This is a genomic window from Chryseobacterium sp. HMWF035, from assembly GCF_003094695.1.
Taxonomy (GTDB): domain Bacteria; phylum Bacteroidota; class Bacteroidia; order Flavobacteriales; family Weeksellaceae; genus Chryseobacterium; species Chryseobacterium gambrini.
This window is the reverse complement of record NZ_QEHP01000113.1, coordinates 1-23,735: the sequence shown is the minus strand read 5'-3', so window position 1 is coordinate 23,735 and position 23,735 is coordinate 1. Positions and strand designations below refer to the sequence as shown.

The following is a 23,735-nucleotide window of genomic DNA, read 5'->3' as shown; positions in this document are numbered from 1 at the left end:
TTTTCGGAAACGCCCTATCTTGACAATGCCCGTGATTTATTGATAATAGGACTTAATACAGGTCTCAGGGTATCAGATTTTATGCGTTTGGACTTATCACACATCAAAGACGATACGATAAGGATTAAGGCACAGAAAACGGGCAAATTTGCCGAAATTCCAATAAATAATCAAATAGCGCATACTTTGGAAAAGAGAGGCGGAAACCTTCCTAAAGCTATTTCAGAACAGAAATTCAACGAGTATATCAAAGAGATTGGCGAAGCAGTCGGGTTTAGCCAGAAGGTGAGAGGCGCAAAAATGGAATGTATAAATAAAAAAGAAGCAGAAACCGCAGGAATAGAAAAGGTATTCAGGAAAGTTTCGGGGACGTTCCCGAAATATGAACTAATGACCTCCCATATTTGTCGCAGATCATTTGCTACCAATCTTTACGGAGAGATTCCTACCCCTGTCATTATGTCAATCACGGGACACGCCACAGAAACCCAGTTTTTAACCTATATTAAGAAAACGAATGCCGAAAATGCTGAGGTTCTTAGAAATTTCTACAAGCGAAGTGCAGAGAAAAAAGGATTGGAAACGACTTTAAAAGTAGTTTAAATAGTATTTAAAAAATGGAAGATTTTAATATAAAAGAAGTTGATTTTTACAATCTGGATATTGATAAATATGTAGATTGGCTTTTAGACAGATATAAGATATTTGCAACAATTTGGGAGTTGCCTTACTTGGATGATATTATAATTAACCTGCATTACAGAAATTATATATTGCATTCTCATTATCTTACTACCAGAGGAGAAAGGCTACCCGAAAAATTTGAGAAAATGTTTGAAAGAAAAATAAAGCATTTTGAAAGCCAAACCGAAAAATATAAACTTTTGAAACATGAGTTGATATTTTTTGAAAGTGTTGAGTTTGAAAAAGAGAAAGGAATTACAAAAAAATATGGTTTTTTCAGCAAAAAGGAATTAGAAAATATCAAAATTGATATTTATTGGTTGAGATTTTGGCTCGAAAAACAAAGAGAAAGTAATTATAATGATCTTATCGACCAGATTAACGAACGTAAAAAGGCTACTCCGCTGAAAGATCATGCATTTTATCAGAAGGAACTTAGTAATCTTTTACAGGAGTTTGAGTTTAAATATCTGCCAGAAATACTGGACGGAAAATTTATTTATAATTTGGATAATGATACAAATTCTTTTGCCTTTGCACTTGAAATAGATAAAATAAGGGTAGCGGTATATTTAAGCGAAATGATAAAAGGAGAAACTATACATCATCCTTTAACAAAACCTTTGAAGTGGAAAGGACAGATCAATACCTTTGTTACATTGTTTATTGAATTGCAAAGAAAAGAGGCAGGAATGCTGGACGGAACAAACGAAAATATTAAACGTTTACTGTTAAATAATTTTGTAGACAGTGAAGGCAATAAGTTTTCAAAGGCTTATATAGATGATATTTTTAAACCCATGAAAGGAAAAACAGATGCTAAAGCAATTGAGAATTTGAAGCCGTTTTTATCTTATTTAACGGAAAACAGCCCCGAACCTTAATTTTTTTACATTTCGACCAAAACACAGTAAAGCCTTTTAAATAGGGCTTTTTTTACAGCCCCTAATTTTCAGAACTGAATTTTAGGGGCTTTTTTCGTTTTTTCCAATCCTACATCTTTGCCCTATCATTTAAAAACAATCATACAAAATGAATACAGTAAAAATTGAGGTAAACGGATTAGACATTACCGCCCTCGCAGAAAAAATCGACAATCTTACCCATGCACTGAACGGAAGCCTTGCAACAAAACCAGTAGAGCCAGCCTCCGAAAAACTGATAACACGGATAGAGGTTGCCAAAATGCTCGGGGTAACTCTTCCCACCGTGTACGACTGGACGAAAAAGGGGATTATTACGGCTTACCGTATCGGCAACCGTGTACGCTATAAAGAGTCCGAGATCATGCAGACTTTAACCAATAACAGAATCTAAATTTTAAAAATTATCACAATGAAACATTACACACACTTTTTACCAAAGAAGACTTTAAAGACGGTAAAGACAGGAAAACAGGCAAATGCCCTGAATTACGAGATTGAGGAAACCCAAAGGAAATTAAACCGCCTTATCAGAGACAGGGACGAACTGGAATCCGAAATTTATAAGGAATCCGAATTTTATCACGGGTTCTCTGCTCCCGAATTCATAAAGACCGCCAAAGCAAAAGCAGATCATTACAACAATGTAAAGATCACCAGTCAGAATCCGAACCAAACCAAAACCGCAAAATAAATACATCAAAATGGAAGTTATCAGAATTCAGACCACAGAAAACGGACAGCAGGCAGTATTTGCAAAGGATTTACACAGGTTCTTTGAAATTAAAACGGATTTCAGCCACTGGATTAAACGGATGCTGAAATACGGATTTGTCGAAAATACAGACTATTTCCCAGTACTTAATGAAAACGGATTGATCCCCGAAATGAAAGAAAATGTTTGCCCGTCAAAAATGACGTGCAAAAGACAAAGGGGCGGACATAATGTTAAAGAATATATTTTGACTTTGGATTGCGCCAAAGCAATTTCTATGGTACAACGCTCCCCAAAGGGAAAAGAAATAAGAACTTATTTTATTGAAGCCGAAAAACAGTTCAGAATAATTGCCACACCTCAGCAGGTAAGGGAACTGCACAGCCGTGTTACAGAACTTGAAAACAGGCAGATTGATTACACGGAAGACTGGACGGTAGATAGATATTTAAGGACGTGTAATTTATTATCGGGAATTACCAGCACCCACCGCCAGCAATTGGGTAAATTATGCGCCAAAATGTACAGACAGGATTACGGAACGCCTCCCAAAAAAGTACCGCACCCGTCCTATACAGGAGGACAGAATGTTTATCCGTACCCTCTTATCAATACCGTATTCAAAGAATGGAAAAAGAAACCTTAATGCAATTGCTTGATGAGGTGGCAACGCTTCGGGAAATAGCAGAGTACCTGAAATGCAGGGACACAAAAACAATGATAGAATTAAAGATTAACGAACTGCAACATCTTGCAGAAACTTTTTTAAGTGCAGAAACAGAATAGGACAGTTTAGAACTCATGATTGACGGCGTTAAATTATTATGTAACCTCAAAAGCTCCAACGAATGGACGGATAACAAAAATCTGTCCTTTCGTTCGTGGACTGATACCCAGACGGGAGAGGTTACAGGCAATAACAGGCACGCCAATGCCAAAGGATTCCATTTGTCAATTATTGAGGGTAAGAAAGATTTGTATTGCAATGCACGGGGTTCTCTTCCCGTATATTTCACAGGAGGCGAAACCAACGCCATAGATTACTGTTTCAGGGACTTTTTAACCACTACCCAGCTACTTTATGATGATTTGAAAATAGACTCGGAAAAGGCGGTTTTAAGGGGCTTTGAGTTTGGGGTTAATATTTCGCTTCCCTTTGACACTAAAAAACTGTACGAATGTATAAAATCCTACAAAATGCACTCTTTCGGGCAGTATGAGGAAAATGGCAAACGGATGGGAATCGTCTTTGACCTGCAACAATACAGGATTAAGATTTATGATAAAGAAATGCAGGTAACAGGAAGCCATTCCCGACTGCTGAGGTTTGAAATCGGAGTTAAGAAAATGGACTGGGTAAAGAAACTGGGAATTAAAACGCTTGCCGATCTTAAAAATAAAACGCTTTGGGCGGAACTTTCAACAATTCTGCTGAATGTGTGGAATGAAATTATTTTTATTGACAGATCATTGCAGTACAGGCTTATGAGTAACCACCAGCAGAAGAAGTATTTACGCTTTTTAGATGTTTCCTACTGGTGCGGACTGAATAAGAATACTTACTACAAAGCTAAAAACGATCTGCAAAAATTACAGTCTTTATTTAACGGCAAAGAAAATACAAAACAGTTAATCGCTGATCTCATAGCAGAGAAATGCCAAAAATTAGCAACGGAAACACAGCAGGAAACTGGCGACTATTTAACCGAAATACCGCCTTGTGAGAACAGCTCTGAAAATGCTGAAATTCTGCAACGTCTGAAAAATGAAAAATGGCGACTTTTTAACCATTTAAATAAAGGGATAGTACGGGGTATTAAATCAATAGAAAACAATACGCATTCTTACCCCTTAAATAATACAAAAAATACCGATGTTATTCTTACCTCAAAAAATAGAAAAATAAGCAAGCATGAAGAAGAGAACGCACGCAAAAATATAACAGTCAAAAAAATAACAGTTAAAAAAATAGCAATCAAAAAAAGCCGATGTATGAGTTGTAAAGAATCAATCAGAGAAAAAAAGGCAGGCGCAAAATTTTGCAGTCCGAAATGTAAGAACCAGTATAACGGGAAACGGAGAACCCGAGAGAACCGAAGAAAAAGGAAAAAAGAAATTGAAAACCTCAGCAGGATCATAAAACAGCTTCCGAAAACCGATCTTTCCCTTATTATTGTTTACCAAAGTCCCGAAAGGATGCTTTATGCCGATCGTCTCAAACAATCGGAAATTAAAGCCTCTTCCGACTGGATAAGACAGGTAACAAAAGTAGTGATTGAAAGTAAGGGAGTGTTTAAGGAAACAGAACTCACCACAGTAAGGGCAAAGAGACTGATTAAAGAGATTGTAAAGCGTAATGAAGCAAATGTACAAGGAAATGATAATTAACCGAAAAAAGAAGCTTTAAAAGTGTTTTTTACCATAGGGGGCGGTCTGAATTTTGAAATTACAGGAAATGTTTATCAAAAGCCTATGAATAAAAGGATTTACGGCAAATCATCAACCGTAATATGTTCTTTCTAACTTCCATTTATTACCGTTTTACTACGATTATACACCTGAAAAACCGATAGAAATGGATATTAAACCGATATTTTACCGATAAAAAGACTGAAAAAATACGATCATGATCCCTAAAAATGACAGGATTTATAAAAAAAGCGTTCTGAGAACACATTTTTTGTTTTGGGGTTCTACGGTTTTACGGGTTGTTTAGATCGAAAGACTTTCATTTGCTATTATTTTACATTCATTATTTCTGCATTACAGTGTTGAATTACGGTATTACAGAGTGAAATTTCATTATAACAGCGTTGAAATTCCAGTACAGCAGATGGTTAAAACTCATCACGTTTAGATTTATTTTTGAAGTATTAAAATATTTGTGTATTATTGCTTTAGAAAAAAAACACAGATTCATTCTGTTTTTAATAATATAGCTTTGCTATTTCTTGTCAAAGAAAACTGGTACTTTTTAGATACACAAGAGATAGGCAATGCTCGCACCTTATTGGTGCGGGCTTGTTTATTTGTGTATCAGGTATACCAGTACCTCTTTGACAGTAAACATAGTTCCGCACCTTTTTTTATTTCAGAGATTTACAAAAAATAGCGGAACATTAAGAAATATTCTTAGGAATGTTCCGTTTTTATTTTGCGTATTGAAAGGACAGCATAGAAAATTTTAAAAAACCGAACAGACTGGATCGAATATTGAAAACGGGCAGGAGTAGCCGAAAACCTGCCCGCCTGAAAGGGAAAAAGTCCCAGATCAGGAAAGTTTTAAACCTCAATAGCTGAGGTGAAAGACAAAATAAGTAGGAAACTGAAAATAGATTTTTTAACAAAACAACTTTAAAAATTTTAATTACTATGAAAAAGAAATTAATTATTGGAGCTTTGGCTCTTACTTCGATTTTGGCATTTGCACAGGAAAAAGGAGGTTCTTCATCTTCTGAAACAGGCAGAAGGTTTTGGGGAAGTGAAACAATTGGCAGTGGGAATTGTTCTCCAACGGGCGAAATTCAGGCAGATGGTACTGCAAAATGTGAATGTGAAGTATATCACGTTTACTATGTAATGTGGATTGCTGTTGATACATATACCACAACTGAATATACAGCATGTTAATGTACGATCTTAAAGGTTATAATTATGGGAAAAGAGCATTGCTCTTTTCCTTTTTATTCTTTATAACTTCGGTTGAAAGTCAAGTTTTTATAAGAAATTCAGATTATAAAATATTTACAAGTGTTACTGTAAAACATCAGGATAAAAACATAGAAATAAACAAAGTAAATTTTAAAAATATATCTTTTGATCCTGATGATAAAGTAGTTTATAATAATAAATTATTGGATTTTTCAGTAAGCCAAGACACGTTATTTTTTTTTGATCGGGTAAAAGAGATAGAAGAAGTGCATGTTTCATACAATGAAAATGTTGATAGAAAAGAAAAGACAATTAAGAGTAGCGAATTAAAGCGTTCTTCTGCATCTATCTTTCCTAATAATCTTAATGCTACTTTTATTAAAATAGAAGTTTCCAGAAAGACTTTTGTAAAATCAATCATTTTTTTTCCAAATCTTATTTCTTTTCCTCATGATATAAAGGGAAATATAGATATACAAATATTGCCCAATATCAATGGATTTCCAGATATTGATAATCCGATTATGTCTTTCCAAAGAGATATTTCAGAAACAGTAAATAAAAAATGGGAAATTGTTTTGCCAAAAATCATGAAATATCCAGATAACGGCTTTTTTGTAACATTTTATTATTTATCCAGCGATACTTCAAAAACAGCTTTATTGAAAATGAATAAAGATACTTATATGTATTCTTACTATCCGCAGTATAAAGCATGGAAAAAATCAAATATTAATGGTTATTTTTATAAGCTTAAAGTTTTACAGTAAATATATTTAATGACTAACGAGAATGAAAAAGTACAGTTGTATACTATTTATTCTATTTCTCTCTTGCAAAGAAGAAAAGAAGGTGAAAAACAATGGTTTTAATCTTAAAAACAGTGATGAGATTTACAGGAAAGTTTCCAAAATCCCTGATAATCAATTAACAAAAATTGATGTCCCTGAATTTATAGATTTAGATACAATCGAAGGAGACAGTAAAAAGATTGATATTACCATTAAGAATAAAGGACAAAGGAGTTTAACCTCGCTTATAGTGAAGCCTCCCTGTTCCTGTAACGAAGTGTCAAAGTATGACAGTATCATGTTACCTAACCAATCGCAGACAATCTCTGTAAACATGAAATTTGAAAAACTGGGTAATTTTTATCAGGGGATTTCTATTTACGGAAGTTTCTACCCTTATATAAAGAAAGTGTATATTGAAGGTTACCGAAGAAAATAATTATAGAAATTAGATGTACCTCTTTAGATAGGATATAAAAATTAATTTTAAACCTCATCAGTATTAATGCTGATGAGGTGATTTTTTTTAACCCTTTTTTATTTGATTTTCAATTTTTAGGAACATTTTCGGGATAAAGTGATTTTAAAAACAAATAACCCATTGATTTACAATGAGTTATTTGTGTTAATTTGTAGACCCACAGGGATTCGAACCCCAGATGACTGAACCAAAATCAGTAGTGTTACCGCTACACCATGGGTCTGTATTTCTATGACGCGAAATTATATAAATTATTTTAAAAATAAAAATCATATTGAAAGAAAAAATGCGTGCTTCTCGATTATTAATTGATTTACAAAGATTTATTTTCTGCTTTTTTATTGAAATTTAAATCCGATACTGGGTTTTAATTCTTAAAATATGTTTCGGCAGCTAATATTCTGATTTTTTCATCTCTTTAATCGGCTTTAAACATGAAGAATTTCAAATAAAATAAAAAGCTTACCTTTGCAAAAAATTGGGCTCCAAAAGTTGGAGAAACCCATTAATAATTATTTATTAAACATTTTTATGTCGAATATTGTCGCAATCGTTGGGCGTCCCAACGTAGGAAAATCAACGCTTTTTAATCGTTTACTGGAAAGAAGAGAGGCTATCGTAGACTCTACCGCCGGTGTTACCAGAGACCGTCATTACGGAAAGTCAGACTGGAACGGAGTAGATTTCACGGTAATCGATACTGGAGGATATGATGTAAACAATGATGATGTTTTCCAGGGAGAAATTTCAAAGCAGGTTCAGTTGGCGATTGATGAGGCAACTTCTATCATTTTTATGTTGAATGTAGAAGAAGGACTTACAGATACGGATTACGAAATCCACGAAATGTTGAGAAGATCCAATAAGCCGGTTTATATCGTAATCAATAAAGTAGATTCTTCCAAAGAAGAATTGGCAGCTACAGAATTTTATCAGTTGGGAATTGAAAAATATTACACTTTGTCCTCTGCAACAGGTTCCGGAACAGGAGATTTACTGGACGATGTGGTAAAAGATTTCCCGACCACCGAATACAAAGATCCTTTCGAAGGTTTACCGAAAATTACCATTGCAGGTCGTCCGAACGTAGGGAAATCTACCATGACGAATGCTTTGCTGGATACCGAAAGAAATATCGTAACAGATGTTGCCGGAACAACAAGAGACAGTATTCAGACGCTTTACAATAAATTTGGACACGAGTTTGTATTGGTAGATACAGCCGGAATGAGAAGAAAATCCAAAGTAAGCGAAGATTTGGAATTCTATTCCGTAATGCGTTCTATCCGTTCCATCGAATACTCTGATGTTGTGATTATTATGGTGGATGCTACTCAGGGATGGGAATCTCAGGATATGAACATCTTTGGTCTGGCTCAGAAAAACAGAAAAGGAATTGTGATTCTTGTTAATAAATGGGATTTGATTGAAGGTAAGGAAACCAACACCATGCGTGATTTCGAAAAACAGATTAAAGACAAGATCGGGCAGTTTCAGGATATTCCTATTTTATTCGTTTCTGCATTAACGAAACAGAGAATCCTGAAAGCGGTAGATATGGCAATGCAGGTGTATGAAGACCGTAAGAAAAAGATCAAAACTTCAAAACTTAATGAAGTGATGCTTCCTATTTTTGAACAGACACCGCCTCCTGCAAACAAAGGAAAATATATTAAAATCAAATACTGTGTACAGCTTCCGACGCCGTCACCACAATTTGTATTCTTCTGTAACTTACCGCAATACGTAAAAGAACCATATAAAAGATTTACTGAAAACCAGCTGAGAAAAGAATTCGGGTTTACCGGAGTTCCTATCGAAGTGTATTTCAGACAAAAATAAATTGTAATCCCTTTCAGATTTTTCTGAGAGGGATTTTATTCTTCATTAAATATATATTTTAGATAAAAGCTTTTCAAAATAATGAACACAATCGTTTTATCAGAACAATTTTCTTTAGTTAATTCATGGATCAATGAGCTTCGAAATGTTGAAATCCAGCACGACCGTATGAGATTCCGCAGAAATATGGAAAGAATCGGCGAAATTGCTGCTTTCGAGATCAGCAAAACACTGGAGCAGAAAGAAATTGAAATTCAGACTCCTCTGGATACGATTAAAGTGAAGGAAATTGCTGTTCAGCCTGTTATTACGACCATTTTGAGAGCCGGAGTTCCTTTGTTTGAAGGAATTTTGAATTATCTTGATAAAGCAGACTGCGGATTTGTTGCCGCTTACAGAAAACACGACGCCAACGATTATTTTTCTATTAAACAGGACTATTTAACGTGTCCCAATATCGAAGGCAGACCTTTAATTGTTGCCGATCCTATGTTGGCAACCGGAGCTTCTCTTATCGAAGCCATCAAAGATTTATTAACAAACGGAAAGCCTACAGAACTTCATATTGTTGCAGCAATTGCTTCAAGACAGGGAGTAGAAACCATAGAAAAAGCGTACCCCAATGCCAAAATCTGGGTAGGAGCCATTGATGAAAACCTTACCTCAAAAGGCTACATTACTCCTGGATTGGGTGATGCCGGAGACTTAAGCTATGGCGAAAAACTACAGCGATAAAATTTCTCAGAGCAATTTTTTTCGAAATCATTTTTACATCTGAATTTCTTTTATTTTTACGGAAACTGAAAAAGCCGAAGGAAAAAATATTTTTTTTCGTCTAATACAAAAAGTGACCGTAATGAAAACCGGAATATGAATTTCGAGTTTATTTTCTATCAGCATCAGAAGATGGTGTATAATCTTGCCTTGCAGTATACCCAGAATACCGAAGATGCAGAAGAAATAACTCAGGATGTTTTTGTAAAAATATCACAAAAGATTGATGGCTTTAAAAATGAGTCATCCTTAAAGACATGGATTTACCGCATCGCAATCAATACGTCTTTAGATTTTCTTAAACATAAAAATTCCAGGAAAAGATTCTTTTTCGGTCTTTTCAGAGATTCGGATGCTGAAAACAGACAGAATGAACCGGTAGATTTCAATCATCCCGGTGTGGTTCTCGAGCAGAAAGAAGAAGTTATGAAAATTTTCAGCTTCATCAATATGCTTCCGAATGATCAGAAAACAGTCGTTATTTTACTGAAAATTGAAGGGAATTCCCAACAGGAAACCGCTGAAATCATGAATATCAGTCAGAAAGCAGTGGAATCTCTTTTTCAGCGTGCCAAAAAAAATCTTATCCAAAAACTAAATCAACAGAAGGAATATGAAAAATAAATCGTCTAAGTATGTAATGGAAGATCAGTTGCAGGTATTAGAAAAAATTCAGAGCGTGGAGGCTCCTTCAGAATTGTACGGAAAGATTGTCAGTAAAATTGAGGATCAGAAGAAAGATATTGTTTCCCCAAAATGGATTTTCGCCGCGGCAGCCGTGATTGTTATTTTGATCAGTTTGAACGTAAAAGTTATTCAAAACACAAAAGATTCTTCCAGATCGGATTTTGATACCTTATTTATGATGAAATCACAAAATACTTTTTCGTATGACTAAAAACAGATTTTACATTTTTATTATCGTTGGTCTGCTGATTTCCAATCTCTTATTGGTAATCTTCATGCTCACGCGAAAACCTCCGCATCATTCAGGGCCGAGAAATCTCATTATTGAACGGCTGCATTTGGATGAAAAACAGATACAGCAATATGACGTGCTGATTCAGCAGCACAGAATGCAGATCAGAGAAAAAGAACACGAAATGATGGATGCGAAAACGCAGTATTATTCATTATTAAAAAATAAAGATCAGAAAAACGGAGATTCTTTGGTACAGCAGATCGGAAAGATAAGTATGGAAACTGAAAAGATCAACTTTGAACATTTTCAGGACATCAGAAAAATTTGCCGTCCCGACCAGTTGCAGGATTTCGATCATCTTATTGATGAATTTGAATCTCTTTTTGCTCCCGGACCGAAACCTCCACACGAGCGATGAAAAAAAATATTTTTTATTTACTTAGTTTTCGTGGGTTTGGTTTTCTCTTTCGCAGACAATATTTACCGGAAAATAAGTCAGTTAAAAATAATTCGGAAAGAAGATCATAACTGTCGATAAACAATTTCCCCAAAAAGTTTTATCAGCCGAAGGAAAATAAATGTATTGTCGTCTAAGAAAATAATGATGGCGTAAAGAATAAATAAAATGAAATCGGAGAGCTTAAAAAGTAAAACAGCCTTTGTCAGCTTAAAAAACAATGTGTAATAAAATTAAAAGGTTAGCACAAATCTTAAGAACTACGATTAATCATGAAGAATCAATTTTTTTATTCCGAAAATAGCCTCTAAAAACTTTTAAACTAAACATTCTAAAAACCTCTTATGAAAAAACTTACATCATGGCTTGTTCCTGCATTCTTCACAGCAGTAGCCTTATATTCCTGTTCGGGTAGCGATACCTATGAAGCAACTCCGGTTACACAGGAAGAATATCCCGGAATTCTGGCTGCTTTTGGTTCCAATATCAATCTCAGCAGTCTTGAAAATTACGCAAATCAGCCTAAACCGGCTTATATTACAAGAGATAATACCGCCGGAAATCCTATTACGGATAAGGGCGCTACATTGGGGAGAATGTTATTTTACGACAAAAATCTTTCGAAAAACAACACCATTTCATGTTCAAGCTGTCACAAACAGGAACTTGCTTTTGGAGACAATGCAGTTGCGAGTACAGGAGTGAACGGAACAACAGGCAGACATTCTATGAGACTGGTCAATGCAAGATTCGGAAATGAAATGAAATTTTTCTGGGACGAAAGAGCGGCTAATCTGGAAGCGCAGACTACGTTCCCGATTCAGGATCATAACGAAATGGGCTTCAGCGGAACAAACGGTGACGGAACACTTCAGGATTTGATTGCTAAACTTCAGAACATTAAATACTATCAGGAAATGTTCACTTTTGTTTATGGAGACGCTACGGTTACACAAACAAGAATTCAGAATGCACTGGCGCAGTTTATCAGAAGTATTCAGTCTTTTGATTCTAAATATGATGCAGGACGAGCTGCAAGTGCAAATGATCAGCAGCCGTTTGCAAATTTTACAGCACAGGAAAATCAGGGGAAAAATCTATTTCTTGCTCCTCCTGTTTTTGATGCAACGGGAAACCGTACCGGTGGCGGATTAGGTTGTGCAGCCTGTCATGCCGCTCCTGAATTTGATATTGATCCGAATTCCAAAAACAACGGAATTATCGCTAAAATCAGCGGAACCGGAATCGATGTTTTTAACACCAAAGCTCCAAGTTTAAGAAACGTTACCAACAGCAGCGGAATAGAAAACGGACAGTTTATGCACACCGGAAATTTCACAACACTTCAGCAGGTGATTGGTCATTACGGAAATATTAATATTGCACCGGGGAATACCAATCTTGATCCTCGTTTAGCGCCTAACGGAAACGGACAAAAGCTAAACCTTACATCAACGGAAGTAAATGCAGTAATCGCATTTCTGAAAACACTTTCCGGAACCGATGTGTATACCAATAAAAAATGGAGTAATCCTTTTAAATAATTACAATTTCTTAAAGCTGTTCTTTGTTGAGCAGCTTTTTTTTATTCATCAATCGCCATAACCAAAACACTCACTTTATTATCTCCCGATTTCAGAATCTCCCATGCAATCGAAGCCAGCGTATTTCCCGTTGTAAAAACATCATCAATTAACAAAATATGCTTACCTGAAATATTTTTAGTCATTGAAAATGTATTTTCTGTTTTCAGCCGGTTCTGTTTATCTTTCAAAGCCTGAGCTTTGGAATAATGATTTCTTTTCATCACATCATGATCAAACGGAATAGCATAAAATTCTGAAAGCGTTTCGGCGAACCAATGCAGTTGATTATATCCTCTTTCTTTTAATTTTCTCGGATGAAGCGGAACCGTCACCAAAAGATGAGGCTTCTGATTTTGAAAATCCAGTCTTTCCGTCGTCCATTCGGCTAAAATTTTCCCGATTTTCTCCCGATTCCGGTACTTCAGTTCATGAATTAATTTTCGGCTCACATTTTCTTTTTCAAACTGCATGAGTGCAAAAGCATTTTCGATAGGAAAAAGAAGACTGCATTTTTCTTTAACAAAATTATGTTCAGAATAATCGTTGTGGGTAAAGTGGATCTGATCAAAGCAAAGATTACAAACCAGAAAATCGGCATCAATTATCCGGCTGCACCGAATACAGCGATTCGGAAATAAAATATCGAGCATCATTTGCGGATGAATAACTAAAATGATTATTAATTTTTTTTGTTGCAGGAATAGACAGATCTCTTATTCGCCGGACTAAATAACCTCGAATAATTAAATTGTTTTTTATATCCCTAACTGGCGTAAAAATAATCATTTCACCCGAAAATGAGGTGAATAATTAAAAAAAATGGAAAAATTTACAAAATATCTTTCCTGATCTTTTCAATTGCGTTTTTCATGCCCGAATTAAAATATTCCTTCTCCAGACGGATTGGCGGCGATTGTCTCACTTCACAATCCGCAATGCTGCAAGATTCGCAGGTTACTCCTACATTAATCGTTTTCAGGGTGGGAGATTTAATAAAATTGATTTTCTTAATCGTCTGAGAATTCAATAAAATTCCCAAACAATAACTTCTGTTGCTTCCATCTGAGAAAGGATTTTTCTGTGAGGTGGAAATCACAAGATAGCTGATTCCCTGATCTTTATAATGAGAAATCTGGGCTTCCGTTAATGTTTCATTTTCTTTTAAATGATGAAGATTTTTCACGGCAATCCATCTTTTGCAGTAATGCTCGTTGGTTGCATTTGCATGGGGAGCCTGTTGATGATTGAGGTGTAACTCTTTTAAAATCTGTATTTTATCTGAATTTTTCTTTTTGACTAAACATAAATAAAACAAATCTTTTATTCCCAGTTCAGAAGAAAGAAGATTCGTCAGGCGATAGTAAAATGTTTCGGGAGAATTGGTGAAATTATCGATCAAACTTTCAAAATTCTGGGGATTCCATTCGTTTTGCAGGAAAAAATCTGAAGTTTTTTCAATTGTTTTCTGTTTTGAAATTAACAAAGCTCCCGCAAAATACGAAGCATAAAAATTATTTAAAATTTCTTCAAAACTTCCGAAATCCAGCCACGAATACGTATTCGGTCGGTTTTTCAGCTCCAGAACATTAAATCCGATCTCTTTCGCGAGAATAAAGGTTTTCTGATCTTTTTCTAATTTCCGGTTTAAAAGCAACAGCTTTTTTTCAGGGACAAACAATGAGCGTAAATTATCCAAAGTCCCGTACTTCTCAAAATCTTCCGACTGAATATGGTAATTAAATTTTTCATTCAGAATATTCTCCAGAACATCAGACTGTAAATTTTTGTCGATCTGCAATCCGTTTTCCTGAGCAAAAAGCTGAACTTTTTCCTCAATTTCAGGAAAATAATTATCATAAAGCTCCTGAAAAGAACGTAAAACGGCAAAGTAAAATCTTTCCTTTCCTAAATTATAATTTTGTGAAATTTCGATCAGGGCATTGATAAAAGCGGTTACTTTTTTAGGCGCATCACTTATAATGCTTATCAGATTGTTTTTATTGATCCCGAAAAGATCCAGAGGAATTTCTTTAAAAAAATCTGACTGAAGAATTTCATTAAAAGGAGTGAGGCTCTTATCCAGTTTTGTGGAAACCAGATCGTCAAAAGTACAGTTCAGCGCTTCCGAAAGCTGAATGATCTTATCATGCTTCGGATATTTTTTTCCGTTTTCAATTTCGTTAAGGTAGGATTTCGATAAACCGGTCTTTACCGCAAGATCCTGTAAAGACCAGTTTTTCTTCTGTCTCTGCTGTTTCAGTTTCAGCCCGAAAACCGTTTTAATAAAGTCACTGTCCGAATTCATAATTCAAATATAATATTTAGAAGCGATTATTCGCATAATAATTTTTAAAATAATTTAGCGAACGTTCGCTATTTGTGAAAATTTTTATTTATGTTTGCAATGTTCAATTACAAAATTAAAACAATATGGAAACCAAGATTCAGCTGAAAATCAAGGAACAACAAAATTTTGAAGAAGTTTTTACCAATGATTTAATCGATTTTTTGGTTGAGCTTCATCAGAATTTTAATCCGAAAAGAATAAAACTTTTAGAAGAAAGAGAAATCAGGCAAAATGAATTTGATAAAGGAATTCTTCCGGAATTTTTAGAAGAAACCAAGGAAATAAGAAACGGAAACTGGATCTGCGCTCCGCTTCCGAAAGATTTACTGGATCGGAGAGTGGAAATTACAGGACCGGTAGACCGGAAAATGATCATCAATGCATTAAATTCCGGAGCTTCCACTTTTATGGCAGATTTTGAGGACAGCAATTCTCCGACCTGGAAGAACTGTATGGAAGGTCAGTTAAATCTTTCTGATGCGGTGAACCGGAGAATAGATTTTACGACTGAACAGGGAAAATCTTATCAGCTAAATGAAAAAACGGCTGTTTTATTGGTTCGTCCGCGAGGTTTACATTTAAATGAAAAACATATTGAAATTAATGGGGAACAGGCTTCGGCGTCATTAATCGATTTCGGAATTTATTTTTTCAGAAATGCTAAACAATTACTTGAAAATGGAAGCGGTCCGTATTTTTATCTCCCGAAATTAGAGCATTATCAGGAAGCAAGATGGTGGAACGAAGTGTTTGTTTTTGCACAGAATTACTTAGAAATTCCGCAGGGAACCATTAAAGCAACAGTTTTAATAGAAACAATTACCGCTTCTTTTCAGATTGATGAAATTTTATATGAATTAAAAGACCACAGTTCCGGACTCAACTGCGGAAGATGGGATTATATTTTTTCTTTCATTAAAAAATTCAGAAACCTTCCCCTGTTTATTGTTCCCGACAGAGATCAGGTAACCATGACTTCTCCTTTTATGAGTGCGTATTCTAAACGTGTTATTGAAATCTGTCACAAAAGAAATGTTCATGCAATTGGAGGAATGGCGGCACAGATTCCTGTTAAAAATGATTATGAAGCGAACAGTATTGCTTTTGGAAAAGTAAGAAGCGATAAAGAACGGGAAGTAAAAAACGGACACGACGGAACATGGGTGGCTCATCCTGCGTTGGTTTCTGTGGCTAAAGATATTTTTGATAAATATATGCCTTCCAAAAATCAGATCGATAAAAAATTTCAATACCATATCACCGAAAAAGATTTACTGGAAGTTCCGAAAGGTGAAATCACTGAAAAAGGGGTCCGAAAAAACATCAACGTCGGAATTCTTTACATCGAATCGTGGTTAATGGGAACGGGAGCTGCAGCCATTTATCATTTAATGGAAGATGCGGCAACCGCAGAAATATCCAGAACCCAGATCTGGCAATGGCTGAAAAATGATGCCGTTTTAAGTGATGACCGCACTTTAACCAGAGAAATGATTCTTCAGTGGGAATTTGAAGAACTGGAAAGAATTGAAAAGTATGTGGGTGAAGAACGTTTCCGTAAAGGGAAATTCAATCTTGCCAAAGAACTTTTCAATGAATTGATTTTCAGTGAGAAATTTGATGAATTTTTAACTCTGAAAGCGTATCCTTTTATTTAACTGGGAGATTGATAGAGTATAAGAGTGGGAGAGTTTTAGTGTTTGAGCGTTTAATGTAATTGCAACGATCAACGATCAACCATCAATCATCTATCATCAATCAACCATAACAAACAACAATTAACTAAACAAAAAAAATAGTATGAAAACAAAACAAGAACAAATTCAGGAGATCGAAAAAGACTGGCTGGAAAACCCACGCTGGAACGGTGTTAAACGTCCTTACACAGCGGAAGATGTTTTAAAACTTCGCGGTTCTTACAAACTGGATTATACCATTGCAACGGAAATGTCTAAAAAATTCTGGAATTTACTGAACACTCAGGATTTCGTTGCAGGACTTGGCGCGTTAACTGGAAATCAGGCGGTTCAGGAAGTGGACGCAGGTTTGCAGGCAATTTATCTTTCCGGATGGCAGGTTGCAGCAGATGCCAATTTATCGGGTGAAATGTATCCGGATCAGTCATTATACCCCGCCAATTCAGTTCCTTCTGTGGTAAAGAAAATTAACAATGCTTTATTGAGAGCAGATCAGATCCAGTCTGTGAACGGAGGCGGCGAAAAGGAATATCTGGTTCCGATTATTGCCGATGCAGAAGCAGGTTTTGGCGGAAATTTAAATGCGTATGAACTGATGAAACAAATGATTGAAGCCGGAGCTGCCGCAGTGCATTTTGAAGACCAGCTTTCTTCTGCTAAAAAATGCGGTCATTTGGGAGGTAAAGTTTTGGTTCCTACGCAGGAAGCCATCAATAAATTAATTTCTGCACGTTTGGCGGCGGATGTTTTGGGAGTTCCAAGTTTAATTATTGCAAGAACAGATGCAGATGCAGCAGATTTGCTGACTTCTGATATTGACGACAGAGATAAAAAATTTGTAACAGGCGAAAGAACTTCCGAAGGTTTTTATGTCGTAAAAAACGGAGTGGAGCAGGGAATCGACAGAGGTTTATCTTACGCTCCTTACGCAGACCTGATCTGGATGGAAACCTCTAATCCGGATCTGGAGCAGGCAAGAAAATTTGCAGAAGGTATTCATGCGAAATTTCCTGATAAAATGTTGGCGTACAACTGTTCTCCATCCTTCAACTGGGCAGCAAGGCTTTCTGTGGAAGAAATGCAGAATTTCCGTGAAGAGCTGGCAAAATTAGGGTACAAATTCCAGTTTATTACTTTGGCGGGTTTCCATGCGTTAAATACCGCGATGTTCGAGCTGGCTTTAGCTTATAAAGAAAAAGGAATGGCAGGATATTCTGAATTGCAGGAGCGTGAGTTTGCGTTGCAGCAAAAAGGTTTCAGAGCAGTAAAACATCAGTCGTTTGTAGGAACAGGCTATTTTGATGAGGTACAGAATATTGTTACCAACGGCTCTTCTGCAACAGTTGCCATGAAAGATTCTACCGAGACCGCACAATTTCACTAAAAAGTTTCGTTTTAATTAAATTTAATTGTTAGAACCTTCTCGATTTTGGGAAGGTTTTATTTTTTATGTACTAATTTTGAATTTATATTTGAAGGGGATGAGTTTGATTTTTGAAAAACAGATAAAGGTTACAGAGCAGCATATTGATGGAAATAATCATGTAAATAACGTTCAGTATGTGCATTGGGTGGAAGAAATTGCAGCAGCGCACTGGGATTTTGTAAAACATAAAACCGAATATCCGAAAGATATCTGGATGCTTCTGGATCATCATATTCAATACAAAAAGCAGGTCTATCTTAACGACATCATTACCGTAAAAACCTATCCGAAATCTCCTGAAGGAATTCGTCAGCCCAGAAAAGTGGAGTTTTACTGTAACGGGCAACTCGTTGTGGATTCTACCACATTATGGGTTTTGGTAGATGTCGAAACGCAGAAAATCAAAAGACTGGAAAGTGATTGGCTGGAAAAGCTAAAATAAAGAGTGTTGCATAGTTTGTTATTGATATAAGCCATGCTTTTCCTTAAGAGAATTTTTTACTTCAGCCCAGGATTTTCCTGAATTAGGATTTTTTTGATGCTCTTCAAGTCTCTGATCCAGAATTTTTTAATGCTTGGAACTTAATGCTTCCTCATTTTCTTCAGTAGAAATAATGGCATTAATAATTCTAAGAATTCTTTCATCTGCATGATCTATAAAGTCGTGAATTCTTTTTTTTATATCAACAGTACTTTCCATTTTTCATATTTATATCATCGAAGTTAACTAATTTTCTTCAACATTTTATCAATATTCAAACTCAAACCAAATTCCTTATCTTTGCAGGATGATACGTATTACAAAAATTTTTACATTCGAAACCGCTCACGTTTTATACAATTACGACGGGAAATGTAAAAATATGCACGGACATTCCTACAAGCTGTTTGTAACAGTGAAAGGAAAGCCTGTTAATGATTTGGAAAACCCTAAGAATGGGATGGTGGTGGATTTTGGTGATATTAAAAGTATCGTAAAGTCTGAAATTGTAGATGTCTGGGATCATGCGGTTCTCATCAACGGACTTTCGCCGCACAGAGAACTTGGGGAAGACCTTGAAGAAAAAGGGCATAAAGTGATCTACTGTACATTTCAGCCGACCTGCGAGAATATGCTGTATGCCATCGCAGCGAAAATAAAATCGAAACTTCCAGAAGGAATTTCTTTGGCTTATCTTAAACTTCATGAAACCGAAAACTCTTACGGAGAATGGTTTGCGGAAGATAATCAGTAATTTTTTTATTCAGAAAAACTCAGAACGGTGTTAAAAACGACCATTAATTTAGAACCCAGTAAAAAAGTATATTTCGCTTCAGACCAGCATTTTGGCGCACCGAATCCAAAGGAAAGTAAACTGCGCGAAGAGCGGTTTATCCGTTGGATGGACGAAATAAAGCATGATGCACAGGTTCTTTTTTTAATGGGAGATCTGTTTGATTTCTGGCACGAGTGGAAGCACGTAATTCCGAAGGGATATGTTCGGGTTTTGGGAAAAATTGCCGAACTGAAAGACCGTGGAATCCACATTTATTTTTTTGTGGGAAACCATGACCTTTGGATGAAAGATTATCTTGAAGAAGAAATCGGATGCACGGTTTTCTATAAAAAGCAGTATTTTGAGATGGGCGGAAAGCAGTTTTTGCTGGCTCATGGTGATGGTTTGGGACCGGGAGACAAAGGATATAAAAGAATGAAAAAAGTCTTCACCAATCCTGTTGCGCAATGGCTTTTTAAATGGCTGCATCCCGATATTGCGATGAAAATTGCATTGTATATGTCCCAGAAAAATAAAATGATTTCGGGAGATGAGGATAAAGAATTTCTGGGAGAGGATAAAGAATTTCTGATCATTTATTCAAAAGAAAAACTTAAAACTCAGCCAATCGATTATTTTATTTACGGACACCGTCATCTTCCGATGATTCTGGATCTTGAAGGAAAAGCAAAATACATCAATCTGGGAGACTGGATCTCTTATTTTACCTATGGTGTTTTTGAGCATGATTTTGAACTGAAAACCTTTGGAGACAGCACAAAAAAAATTACCCCAAAAGCTGAGGTAATTTCAGAATGAACCGAAATTCATTCATGTTTTAATCCATATTCCGCATTACTCATTGCAATAACCTGACCAATTTTTTAATTTTAACATTAAAAATGATTAAAAAACAATCTTTTTTATGATAAGTGATTATAAATGAGGTTGAAAGAATAAAAATATTTTTAGAAGTGAAAAATATATTCGGCATACAGACAGAGCAGGATTTTTTGGCTGCATCACTGGAAACCTTCCGTTATCAGTATGAAAATATTGAAGTTTACAGACGTTTTGTAGACTATCTCAATATCAACCCAGATCATGTGGATGAACTGATAAAAATTCCTTTTCTGCCCATTGAAATGTTTAAAAACCATCAGGTTTTGGATAAAAATGCAGCTACTGATCTTTTTTTTCAAAGCTCCGGAACCACACAGATGAATTTATCGAAACATTTCATTGCCAATCCTCAACTGTACAAAGAAAGCATTTATAAAAGCTTTGAACAGTTTATCGGAAAACCGGAAGATTTTATTTTCCTCGGACTTCTGCCAAGTTATCTGGAAAGGCAAAACTCTTCGCTGATTTATATGGTAGATTATCTGATGAAAAAATCCGGAAAACCTGAAAACGGATATTTCCTGTACAATCATGAAGATTTATTTACACTTTTAAATGAATTACAAAATAAAAAAGTTATTCTGTTCGGTGTTTCTTTTGCTTTGCTGGATTTTTTAGACTTCTGTGACAGCAACTCAAAAACGCTTCAATTCTCCGATTCATTAACCGTAATCGAAACCGGAGGAATGAAAGGCAGAAAAGAAGAAATGACCAAAGATGAGCTGTTGAACATTTTGCAGGAAGGTTTTAAAACCGATAAAATTTATTCAGAATATTCGATGACGGAACTTCTTTCACAGGCATATTCTTTAGGAAATAACGAATATAAGTGTCCGAACTGGATGCGCATTATGATCAGAAATGCAGAAGATCCTTTTAATTATGAAAAGGAGGGAAGAACGGGAGCGATTAATATCATCGACTTGGCAAATGTACATTCCTGTGCATTCATTGCCACGCAGGATTTAGGTAAAATTGGCGGAGATAAATTTCAGGTTTTAGGCAGAATCGACCATTCAGATATTCGCGGATGCAGTTTGCTTGTAAGTTGATTGATTTTGTAGTTGAAGTGTTTTAGAATCGTAGAATTTTCAGGCTCAAAATTTAAAACTTCTGCTATCATTTGCTTAGTGAAAACGCCTTTGCAAAGGAAATATGGAAGACAATAGTAACTAAACCTTTACGACTTCCGCGTTAAAAACAAAGAGTTTTTCAAAACAGGATTTTTGTTTAAATTTAAAAATTCTGCTATCATTAGCTTAGTGAAACGCCTTTGCGAACGAACTATGGAGAACAAATAATAAATAAAATCTTTGCGACTTCCGCGTTAAAAACAAAAAGTTTTATCAAAACAGGATTTTTGTTTAAATTTAAAAATCCTGCTATCATTAGCTTAGTGTAACGCCTTTGCGAACGAACTATGGAGAACAAATAATAAATAAAATCTTTGCGATCTCCGCGTTAAAAACAAAGAGTTTTATCAAAACAGGATTTTTGTTTAAATTTAAAAATTCTGCTATCATTAGCTTAGTGAAGCGCCTTTGCGAACGAACTATGGAGAACAAATAATAAATAAAATCTTTGCGATCTCCGCGTTAAAAACAAAGAGTTTTATCAAAACAGGATTTTTGTTTAAATTTAAAATTCTGCTATCATTAGCTTAGTGAAAACGCCTTTGCGAACGAACTATGCAGAGCAAATAATAAATAAAATCTTTGCGACTTCCGCGTTAAAAAAACAAAAAAACAAAAGTGTTAAAAATAGAAGAATTGGTTCACGCATTTATCCACTCTCAATGTAATTTTGAGAAGGAAATTGTTTTGACCAATCATTTTCAGGCAGACTGGGAAGCCGATATTCTGATTGTTGATTCCGAAGGATTCAGTCATGAAATTGAAATCAAGCTTTCGAAAAGCGATTTTAAAAATGATTTTAAAAAATCTTATACCAACTCCAATACCGGCGAAAAATTTTTGAAACATGATAAGATTTCCTGCGGAGATTATATTTGCAATGCGTTCAGCTTTCTGCTTCCGATGGGAATGGTAGATCATGAAATCATTCCCGAACATTGCGGAATTATCGAATTTTACCACAACGTAGACTCTTGGGAAACGGAATTTTATATCGTAAGAAAACCCAGAAAAGTACACGAAGATTCTTACTGGAAACTGAATGATAAAGATCTTTTCATCCGGAAAATGGCTTTAAATCTATTATATAAGAAAATGGAGATCAAAGGAAAACACGAAGAACTTATCTTCAAAAATCCGTTTGATCTTAAAAAGTTGAAATAATTTACTTTAAGTATTAAACATAAAAAAATCCTGTCGGCTGACAGGATTTTGTGGTTAACTATCTAATTCTTCCATGCCGTTTCGCTGCAGCAGGAATCTGTAAATCAATCCTCCCGCAATTCCTCCCAAAATCGGAGCAACCCAGAACAGCCAAAGCTGAGACATTGCGTTTCCTCCTACAAACACTGCCTGAGAAAGTGATCTCGCAGGATTCACGGAAGTATTCGTAATCGGGATAGAAATCAAATGGATTAACGTTAATCCTAAACCGATGGCAATACCTGCAAATTTTCCGTTGGCAAACTTATCTGTAGCACCCAGAATAATGATCAGGAAAAAAGCCGTCAGTAAAAATTCTGTTAAAAATGCAGCACTCATGGAATAGCTTTTTCCAAAATAGACCGCTTCACCGTAGAAATTGGTGGCAAAAGCTCCCGGTCCAGAAAAATCCGGAGCTCCGGAACCGCTCAGAATTGTATACAATGCTCCTGCGGCTGCAATCGCTCCAACACACTGTGCGGCTACGTAAGGAACAAGATCTTTAGCAGAAAATCTCCCTCCTGCAAGAAGTCCTACAGAAACAGCCGGATTGAAATGGCCTCCGGAAATATGTCCTACAGCATACGCCATCGTAAGAACGGTAAGCCCGAAAGCTAAAGAAACTCCAAGAAGAAGAATCCCTAATTGTCCATTAGATGCCGATGCAATCTGAGAGGCGAAAATTGCACTTCCGCAACCTCCGAAAACAAGCCAGAATGTGCCGAAAAATTCAGCAAAAAGTTTTTTTATCATATTGTTTATTTTTAAAAAGTATTTCAAATTTATCATTAATATATTGAATTAAAAAGTATAATTTTAAACTTATTGTAAATTAAATTTTAATTTTATTGTTGATTTAATAATTTAAAATAAAAATAATAGTTAATTATTTTCACATATATGTTTATTAGAGTTTATATTTATTTCATAAATGATTATTTTAG

Annotated in this window: 27 protein-coding genes and 1 tRNA gene; 23 read left to right on the top strand and 5 right to left on the bottom strand. The window is 35.5% G+C overall.

Annotated features, from left to right (window positions below):
* The 10 genes from DD829_RS16430 to DD829_RS16390 all read left to right on the top strand — a co-directional run.
* Positions 1 to 603, top strand: a 603-nt coding sequence (locus tag DD829_RS16430; RefSeq protein WP_165814879.1) for a tyrosine-type recombinase/integrase, incomplete at its 5' end; no start/stop codon positions are given.
* Positions 604 to 617: 14 nt separating this feature from the next.
* Positions 618 to 1,568, top strand: a complete 951-nt coding sequence (locus DD829_RS16425; RefSeq protein WP_108409129.1) for a hypothetical protein — start codon at positions 618 to 620, stop codon at positions 1,566 to 1,568.
* 148 nt (positions 1,569 to 1,716) lie between these two features.
* Complete coding sequence (locus DD829_RS16420; RefSeq protein ID WP_108409128.1) at positions 1,717 to 2,001, top strand: helix-turn-helix domain-containing protein; 285 nt, start codon at positions 1,717 to 1,719, stop codon at positions 1,999 to 2,001.
* Positions 2,002 to 2,019: 18 nt separating this feature from the next.
* Positions 2,020 to 2,301, top strand: a complete 282-nt coding sequence (locus DD829_RS16415) for an aspartyl-phosphate phosphatase Spo0E family protein (protein ID WP_108409127.1) — start codon at positions 2,020 to 2,022, stop codon at positions 2,299 to 2,301.
* A 10-nt stretch (positions 2,302 to 2,311) separates the two neighbouring features.
* Positions 2,312 to 2,968, top strand: coding sequence for an antA/AntB antirepressor family protein (locus DD829_RS16410; protein ID WP_108409126.1), 657 nt, complete (start codon positions 2,312 to 2,314; stop codon positions 2,966 to 2,968).
* A complete protein-coding gene (locus tag DD829_RS23735) occupies positions 2,950 to 3,108 on the top strand; it encodes a hypothetical protein (RefSeq protein WP_165796554.1) in 159 nt (52 codons plus the stop codon). Before DD829_RS16410 ends, DD829_RS23735 begins: the two co-directional genes overlap by 19 nt.
* 15 nt (positions 3,109 to 3,123) lie before the next feature.
* A complete protein-coding gene (locus tag DD829_RS16405) occupies positions 3,124 to 4,710 on the top strand; it encodes a hypothetical protein (RefSeq protein WP_108409125.1) in 1,587 nt (528 codons plus the stop codon).
* A gap of 984 nt (positions 4,711 to 5,694) precedes the next feature.
* Positions 5,695 to 5,952 carry a hypothetical protein gene (locus DD829_RS16400; protein WP_116547941.1) on the top strand — a complete coding sequence of 86 codons (258 nt, stop codon included), beginning with the start codon at positions 5,695 to 5,697 and terminating at the stop codon, positions 5,950 to 5,952.
* On the top strand, positions 5,952 to 6,743 hold the full coding sequence (locus DD829_RS16395) for a hypothetical protein (RefSeq protein ID WP_123906904.1): 792 nt from the start codon (positions 5,952 to 5,954) through the stop codon (positions 6,741 to 6,743). Before DD829_RS16400 ends, DD829_RS16395 begins: the two co-directional genes overlap by 1 nt.
* Before the next feature lie 22 nt (positions 6,744 to 6,765).
* Positions 6,766 to 7,203: a DUF1573 domain-containing protein gene (locus DD829_RS16390; protein ID WP_108411004.1), complete on the top strand. Its 438-nt coding sequence runs from the start codon at positions 6,766 to 6,768 to the stop codon at positions 7,201 to 7,203.
* Between the two features lie 194 nt (positions 7,204 to 7,397).
* On the opposite strand, the gene DD829_RS16385 is transcribed toward DD829_RS16390, so the two are convergent.
* Positions 7,398 to 7,468, bottom strand: a tRNA-Gln gene (locus tag DD829_RS16385).
* 308 nt (positions 7,469 to 7,776) lie between these two features.
* Between DD829_RS16385 and der the strand changes: the two genes are divergently transcribed.
* The 6 genes from der (at position 7,777) to DD829_RS16355 (ending at position 12,784) form a co-directional block, all read left to right on the top strand.
* On the top strand, positions 7,777 to 9,087 hold the full coding sequence (der, locus tag DD829_RS16380) for a ribosome biogenesis GTPase Der (protein ID WP_087712406.1): 1,311 nt from the start codon (positions 7,777 to 7,779) through the stop codon (positions 9,085 to 9,087).
* An 81-nt stretch (positions 9,088 to 9,168) separates the two neighbouring features.
* Positions 9,169 to 9,822: a uracil phosphoribosyltransferase gene (gene upp, locus DD829_RS16375; protein WP_059135983.1), complete on the top strand. Its 654-nt coding sequence runs from the start codon at positions 9,169 to 9,171 to the stop codon at positions 9,820 to 9,822.
* Positions 9,823 to 9,957: 135 nt separating this feature from the next.
* Positions 9,958 to 10,485 (top strand): RNA polymerase sigma factor, encoded by a 528-nt coding sequence (locus DD829_RS16370; protein WP_108411595.1) that lies wholly within the window; start codon positions 9,958 to 9,960, stop codon positions 10,483 to 10,485.
* A complete protein-coding gene (locus tag DD829_RS16365) occupies positions 10,475 to 10,759 on the top strand; it encodes a hypothetical protein (protein WP_108411594.1) in 285 nt (94 codons plus the stop codon). Before DD829_RS16370 ends, DD829_RS16365 begins: the two co-directional genes overlap by 11 nt.
* Positions 10,752 to 11,201 (top strand): Spy/CpxP family protein refolding chaperone, encoded by a 450-nt coding sequence (locus tag DD829_RS16360; protein ID WP_108411593.1) that lies wholly within the window; start codon positions 10,752 to 10,754, stop codon positions 11,199 to 11,201. Before DD829_RS16365 ends, DD829_RS16360 begins: the two co-directional genes overlap by 8 nt.
* A 383-nt stretch (positions 11,202 to 11,584) precedes the next feature.
* On the top strand, positions 11,585 to 12,784 hold the full coding sequence (locus DD829_RS16355; protein WP_108411592.1) for a cytochrome-c peroxidase: 1,200 nt from the start codon (positions 11,585 to 11,587) through the stop codon (positions 12,782 to 12,784).
* 41 nt (positions 12,785 to 12,825) lie between these two features.
* Here the strand turns inward: DD829_RS16355 and DD829_RS16350 are convergent, their stop codons facing one another.
* Together DD829_RS16350 and DD829_RS16345 are read right to left on the bottom strand one after the other, a co-directional pair.
* Positions 12,826 to 13,476: a ComF family protein gene (locus DD829_RS16350; protein WP_317048571.1), complete on the bottom strand. Its 651-nt coding sequence runs from the start codon at positions 13,474 to 13,476 to the stop codon at positions 12,826 to 12,828.
* Between the two features lie 179 nt (positions 13,477 to 13,655).
* On the bottom strand, positions 13,656 to 15,131 hold the full coding sequence (locus DD829_RS16345) for a helix-turn-helix domain-containing protein (protein WP_116547939.1): 1,476 nt from the start codon (positions 15,129 to 15,131) through the stop codon (positions 13,656 to 13,658).
* A gap of 125 nt (positions 15,132 to 15,256) precedes the next feature.
* Here DD829_RS16345 and aceB point away from each other — a divergent pair, with 125 nt between their 5' ends.
* From aceB to DD829_RS16330, 3 genes are all read left to right on the top strand, one after another.
* Positions 15,257 to 16,831: a malate synthase A gene (aceB, locus tag DD829_RS16340; protein ID WP_108409104.1), complete on the top strand. Its 1,575-nt coding sequence runs from the start codon at positions 15,257 to 15,259 to the stop codon at positions 16,829 to 16,831.
* 142 nt (positions 16,832 to 16,973) lie between these two features.
* Positions 16,974 to 18,254, top strand: coding sequence for an isocitrate lyase (aceA, locus tag DD829_RS16335; RefSeq protein WP_108409103.1), 1,281 nt, complete (start codon positions 16,974 to 16,976; stop codon positions 18,252 to 18,254).
* Between the two features lie 97 nt (positions 18,255 to 18,351).
* Complete coding sequence (locus DD829_RS16330) at positions 18,352 to 18,738, top strand: acyl-CoA thioesterase (RefSeq protein WP_108409102.1); 387 nt, start codon at positions 18,352 to 18,354, stop codon at positions 18,736 to 18,738.
* Positions 18,739 to 18,864: 126 nt separating this feature from the next.
* Here the strand turns inward: DD829_RS16330 and DD829_RS24370 are convergent, their stop codons facing one another.
* Positions 18,865 to 18,996 (bottom strand): hypothetical protein, encoded by a 132-nt coding sequence (locus DD829_RS24370; RefSeq protein ID WP_262497969.1) that lies wholly within the window; start codon positions 18,994 to 18,996, stop codon positions 18,865 to 18,867.
* 88 nt (positions 18,997 to 19,084) lie between these two features.
* Here DD829_RS24370 and DD829_RS16320 point away from each other — a divergent pair, with 88 nt between their 5' ends.
* From DD829_RS16320 to DD829_RS16305, 4 genes are all read left to right on the top strand, one after another.
* Positions 19,085 to 19,531: a 6-pyruvoyl trahydropterin synthase family protein gene (locus tag DD829_RS16320; protein ID WP_087706037.1), complete on the top strand. Its 447-nt coding sequence runs from the start codon at positions 19,085 to 19,087 to the stop codon at positions 19,529 to 19,531.
* Between the two features lie 27 nt (positions 19,532 to 19,558).
* The gene (locus DD829_RS16315; RefSeq protein ID WP_108409101.1) at positions 19,559 to 20,371 is read left to right on the top strand and encodes a UDP-2,3-diacylglucosamine diphosphatase; all 813 of its coding nucleotides are present in this window, start codon (positions 19,559 to 19,561) and stop codon (positions 20,369 to 20,371) included.
* 155 nt (positions 20,372 to 20,526) lie between these two features.
* Positions 20,527 to 21,507, top strand: a complete 981-nt coding sequence (locus tag DD829_RS16310) for an acyl transferase (RefSeq protein WP_116547978.1) — start codon at positions 20,527 to 20,529, stop codon at positions 21,505 to 21,507.
* 699 nt (positions 21,508 to 22,206) lie between these two features.
* Positions 22,207 to 22,752, top strand: coding sequence for a hypothetical protein (locus DD829_RS16305; protein ID WP_108410041.1), 546 nt, complete (start codon positions 22,207 to 22,209; stop codon positions 22,750 to 22,752).
* A gap of 54 nt (positions 22,753 to 22,806) precedes the next feature.
* Here DD829_RS16305 and aqpZ read toward each other — a convergent pair whose 3' ends face one another.
* Complete coding sequence (gene aqpZ / locus DD829_RS16300; protein ID WP_108410046.1) at positions 22,807 to 23,541, bottom strand: aquaporin Z; 735 nt, start codon at positions 23,539 to 23,541, stop codon at positions 22,807 to 22,809.
* Positions 23,542 to 23,735: the final 194 nt, after the last annotated feature.

What these genes read in the sequence shown, in the direction of transcription:
- DD829_RS16425 (WP_108409129.1), top strand. Translation starts at nt 618, where the DNA reads ATGGAAGATTTTAATATAAAAGAAGTTGATTTTTACAATCTGGATATT.
- DD829_RS16420 (WP_108409128.1), top strand. Translation starts at nt 1,717, where the DNA reads ATGAATACAGTAAAAATTGAGGTAAACGGATTAGACATTACCGCCCTC.
- DD829_RS16415 (WP_108409127.1), top strand. Translation starts at nt 2,020, where the DNA reads ATGAAACATTACACACACTTTTTACCAAAGAAGACTTTAAAGACGGTA.
- DD829_RS16410 (WP_108409126.1), top strand. Translation starts at nt 2,312, where the DNA reads ATGGAAGTTATCAGAATTCAGACCACAGAAAACGGACAGCAGGCAGTA.
- DD829_RS23735 (WP_165796554.1), top strand. Translation starts at nt 2,950, where the DNA reads ATGGAAAAAGAAACCTTAATGCAATTGCTTGATGAGGTGGCAACGCTT.
- DD829_RS16405 (WP_108409125.1), top strand. Translation starts at nt 3,124, where the DNA reads ATGATTGACGGCGTTAAATTATTATGTAACCTCAAAAGCTCCAACGAA.
- DD829_RS16400 (WP_116547941.1), top strand. Translation starts at nt 5,695, where the DNA reads ATGAAAAAGAAATTAATTATTGGAGCTTTGGCTCTTACTTCGATTTTG.
- DD829_RS16395 (WP_123906904.1), top strand. Translation starts at nt 5,952, where the DNA reads ATGTACGATCTTAAAGGTTATAATTATGGGAAAAGAGCATTGCTCTTT.
- DD829_RS16390 (WP_108411004.1), top strand. Translation starts at nt 6,766, where the DNA reads ATGAAAAAGTACAGTTGTATACTATTTATTCTATTTCTCTCTTGCAAA.
- der (WP_087712406.1), top strand. Translation starts at nt 7,777, where the DNA reads ATGTCGAATATTGTCGCAATCGTTGGGCGTCCCAACGTAGGAAAATCA.
- upp (WP_059135983.1), top strand. Translation starts at nt 9,169, where the DNA reads ATGAACACAATCGTTTTATCAGAACAATTTTCTTTAGTTAATTCATGG.
- DD829_RS16370 (WP_108411595.1), top strand. Translation starts at nt 9,958, where the DNA reads ATGAATTTCGAGTTTATTTTCTATCAGCATCAGAAGATGGTGTATAAT.
- DD829_RS16365 (WP_108411594.1), top strand. Translation starts at nt 10,475, where the DNA reads ATGAAAAATAAATCGTCTAAGTATGTAATGGAAGATCAGTTGCAGGTA.
- DD829_RS16360 (WP_108411593.1), top strand. Translation starts at nt 10,752, where the DNA reads ATGACTAAAAACAGATTTTACATTTTTATTATCGTTGGTCTGCTGATT.
- DD829_RS16355 (WP_108411592.1), top strand. Translation starts at nt 11,585, where the DNA reads ATGAAAAAACTTACATCATGGCTTGTTCCTGCATTCTTCACAGCAGTA.
- DD829_RS16350 (WP_317048571.1), bottom strand. Translation starts at nt 13,476, where the DNA reads ATGCTCGATATTTTATTTCCGAATCGCTGTATTCGGTGCAGCCGGATA.
- DD829_RS16345 (WP_116547939.1), bottom strand. Translation starts at nt 15,131, where the DNA reads ATGAATTCGGACAGTGACTTTATTAAAACGGTTTTCGGGCTGAAACTG.
- aceB (WP_108409104.1), top strand. Translation starts at nt 15,257, where the DNA reads ATGGAAACCAAGATTCAGCTGAAAATCAAGGAACAACAAAATTTTGAA.
- aceA (WP_108409103.1), top strand. Translation starts at nt 16,974, where the DNA reads ATGAAAACAAAACAAGAACAAATTCAGGAGATCGAAAAAGACTGGCTG.
- DD829_RS16330 (WP_108409102.1), top strand. Translation starts at nt 18,352, where the DNA reads ATGAGTTTGATTTTTGAAAAACAGATAAAGGTTACAGAGCAGCATATT.
- DD829_RS24370 (WP_262497969.1), bottom strand. Translation starts at nt 18,996, where the DNA reads ATGGAAAGTACTGTTGATATAAAAAAAAGAATTCACGACTTTATAGAT.
- DD829_RS16320 (WP_087706037.1), top strand. Translation starts at nt 19,085, where the DNA reads ATGATACGTATTACAAAAATTTTTACATTCGAAACCGCTCACGTTTTA.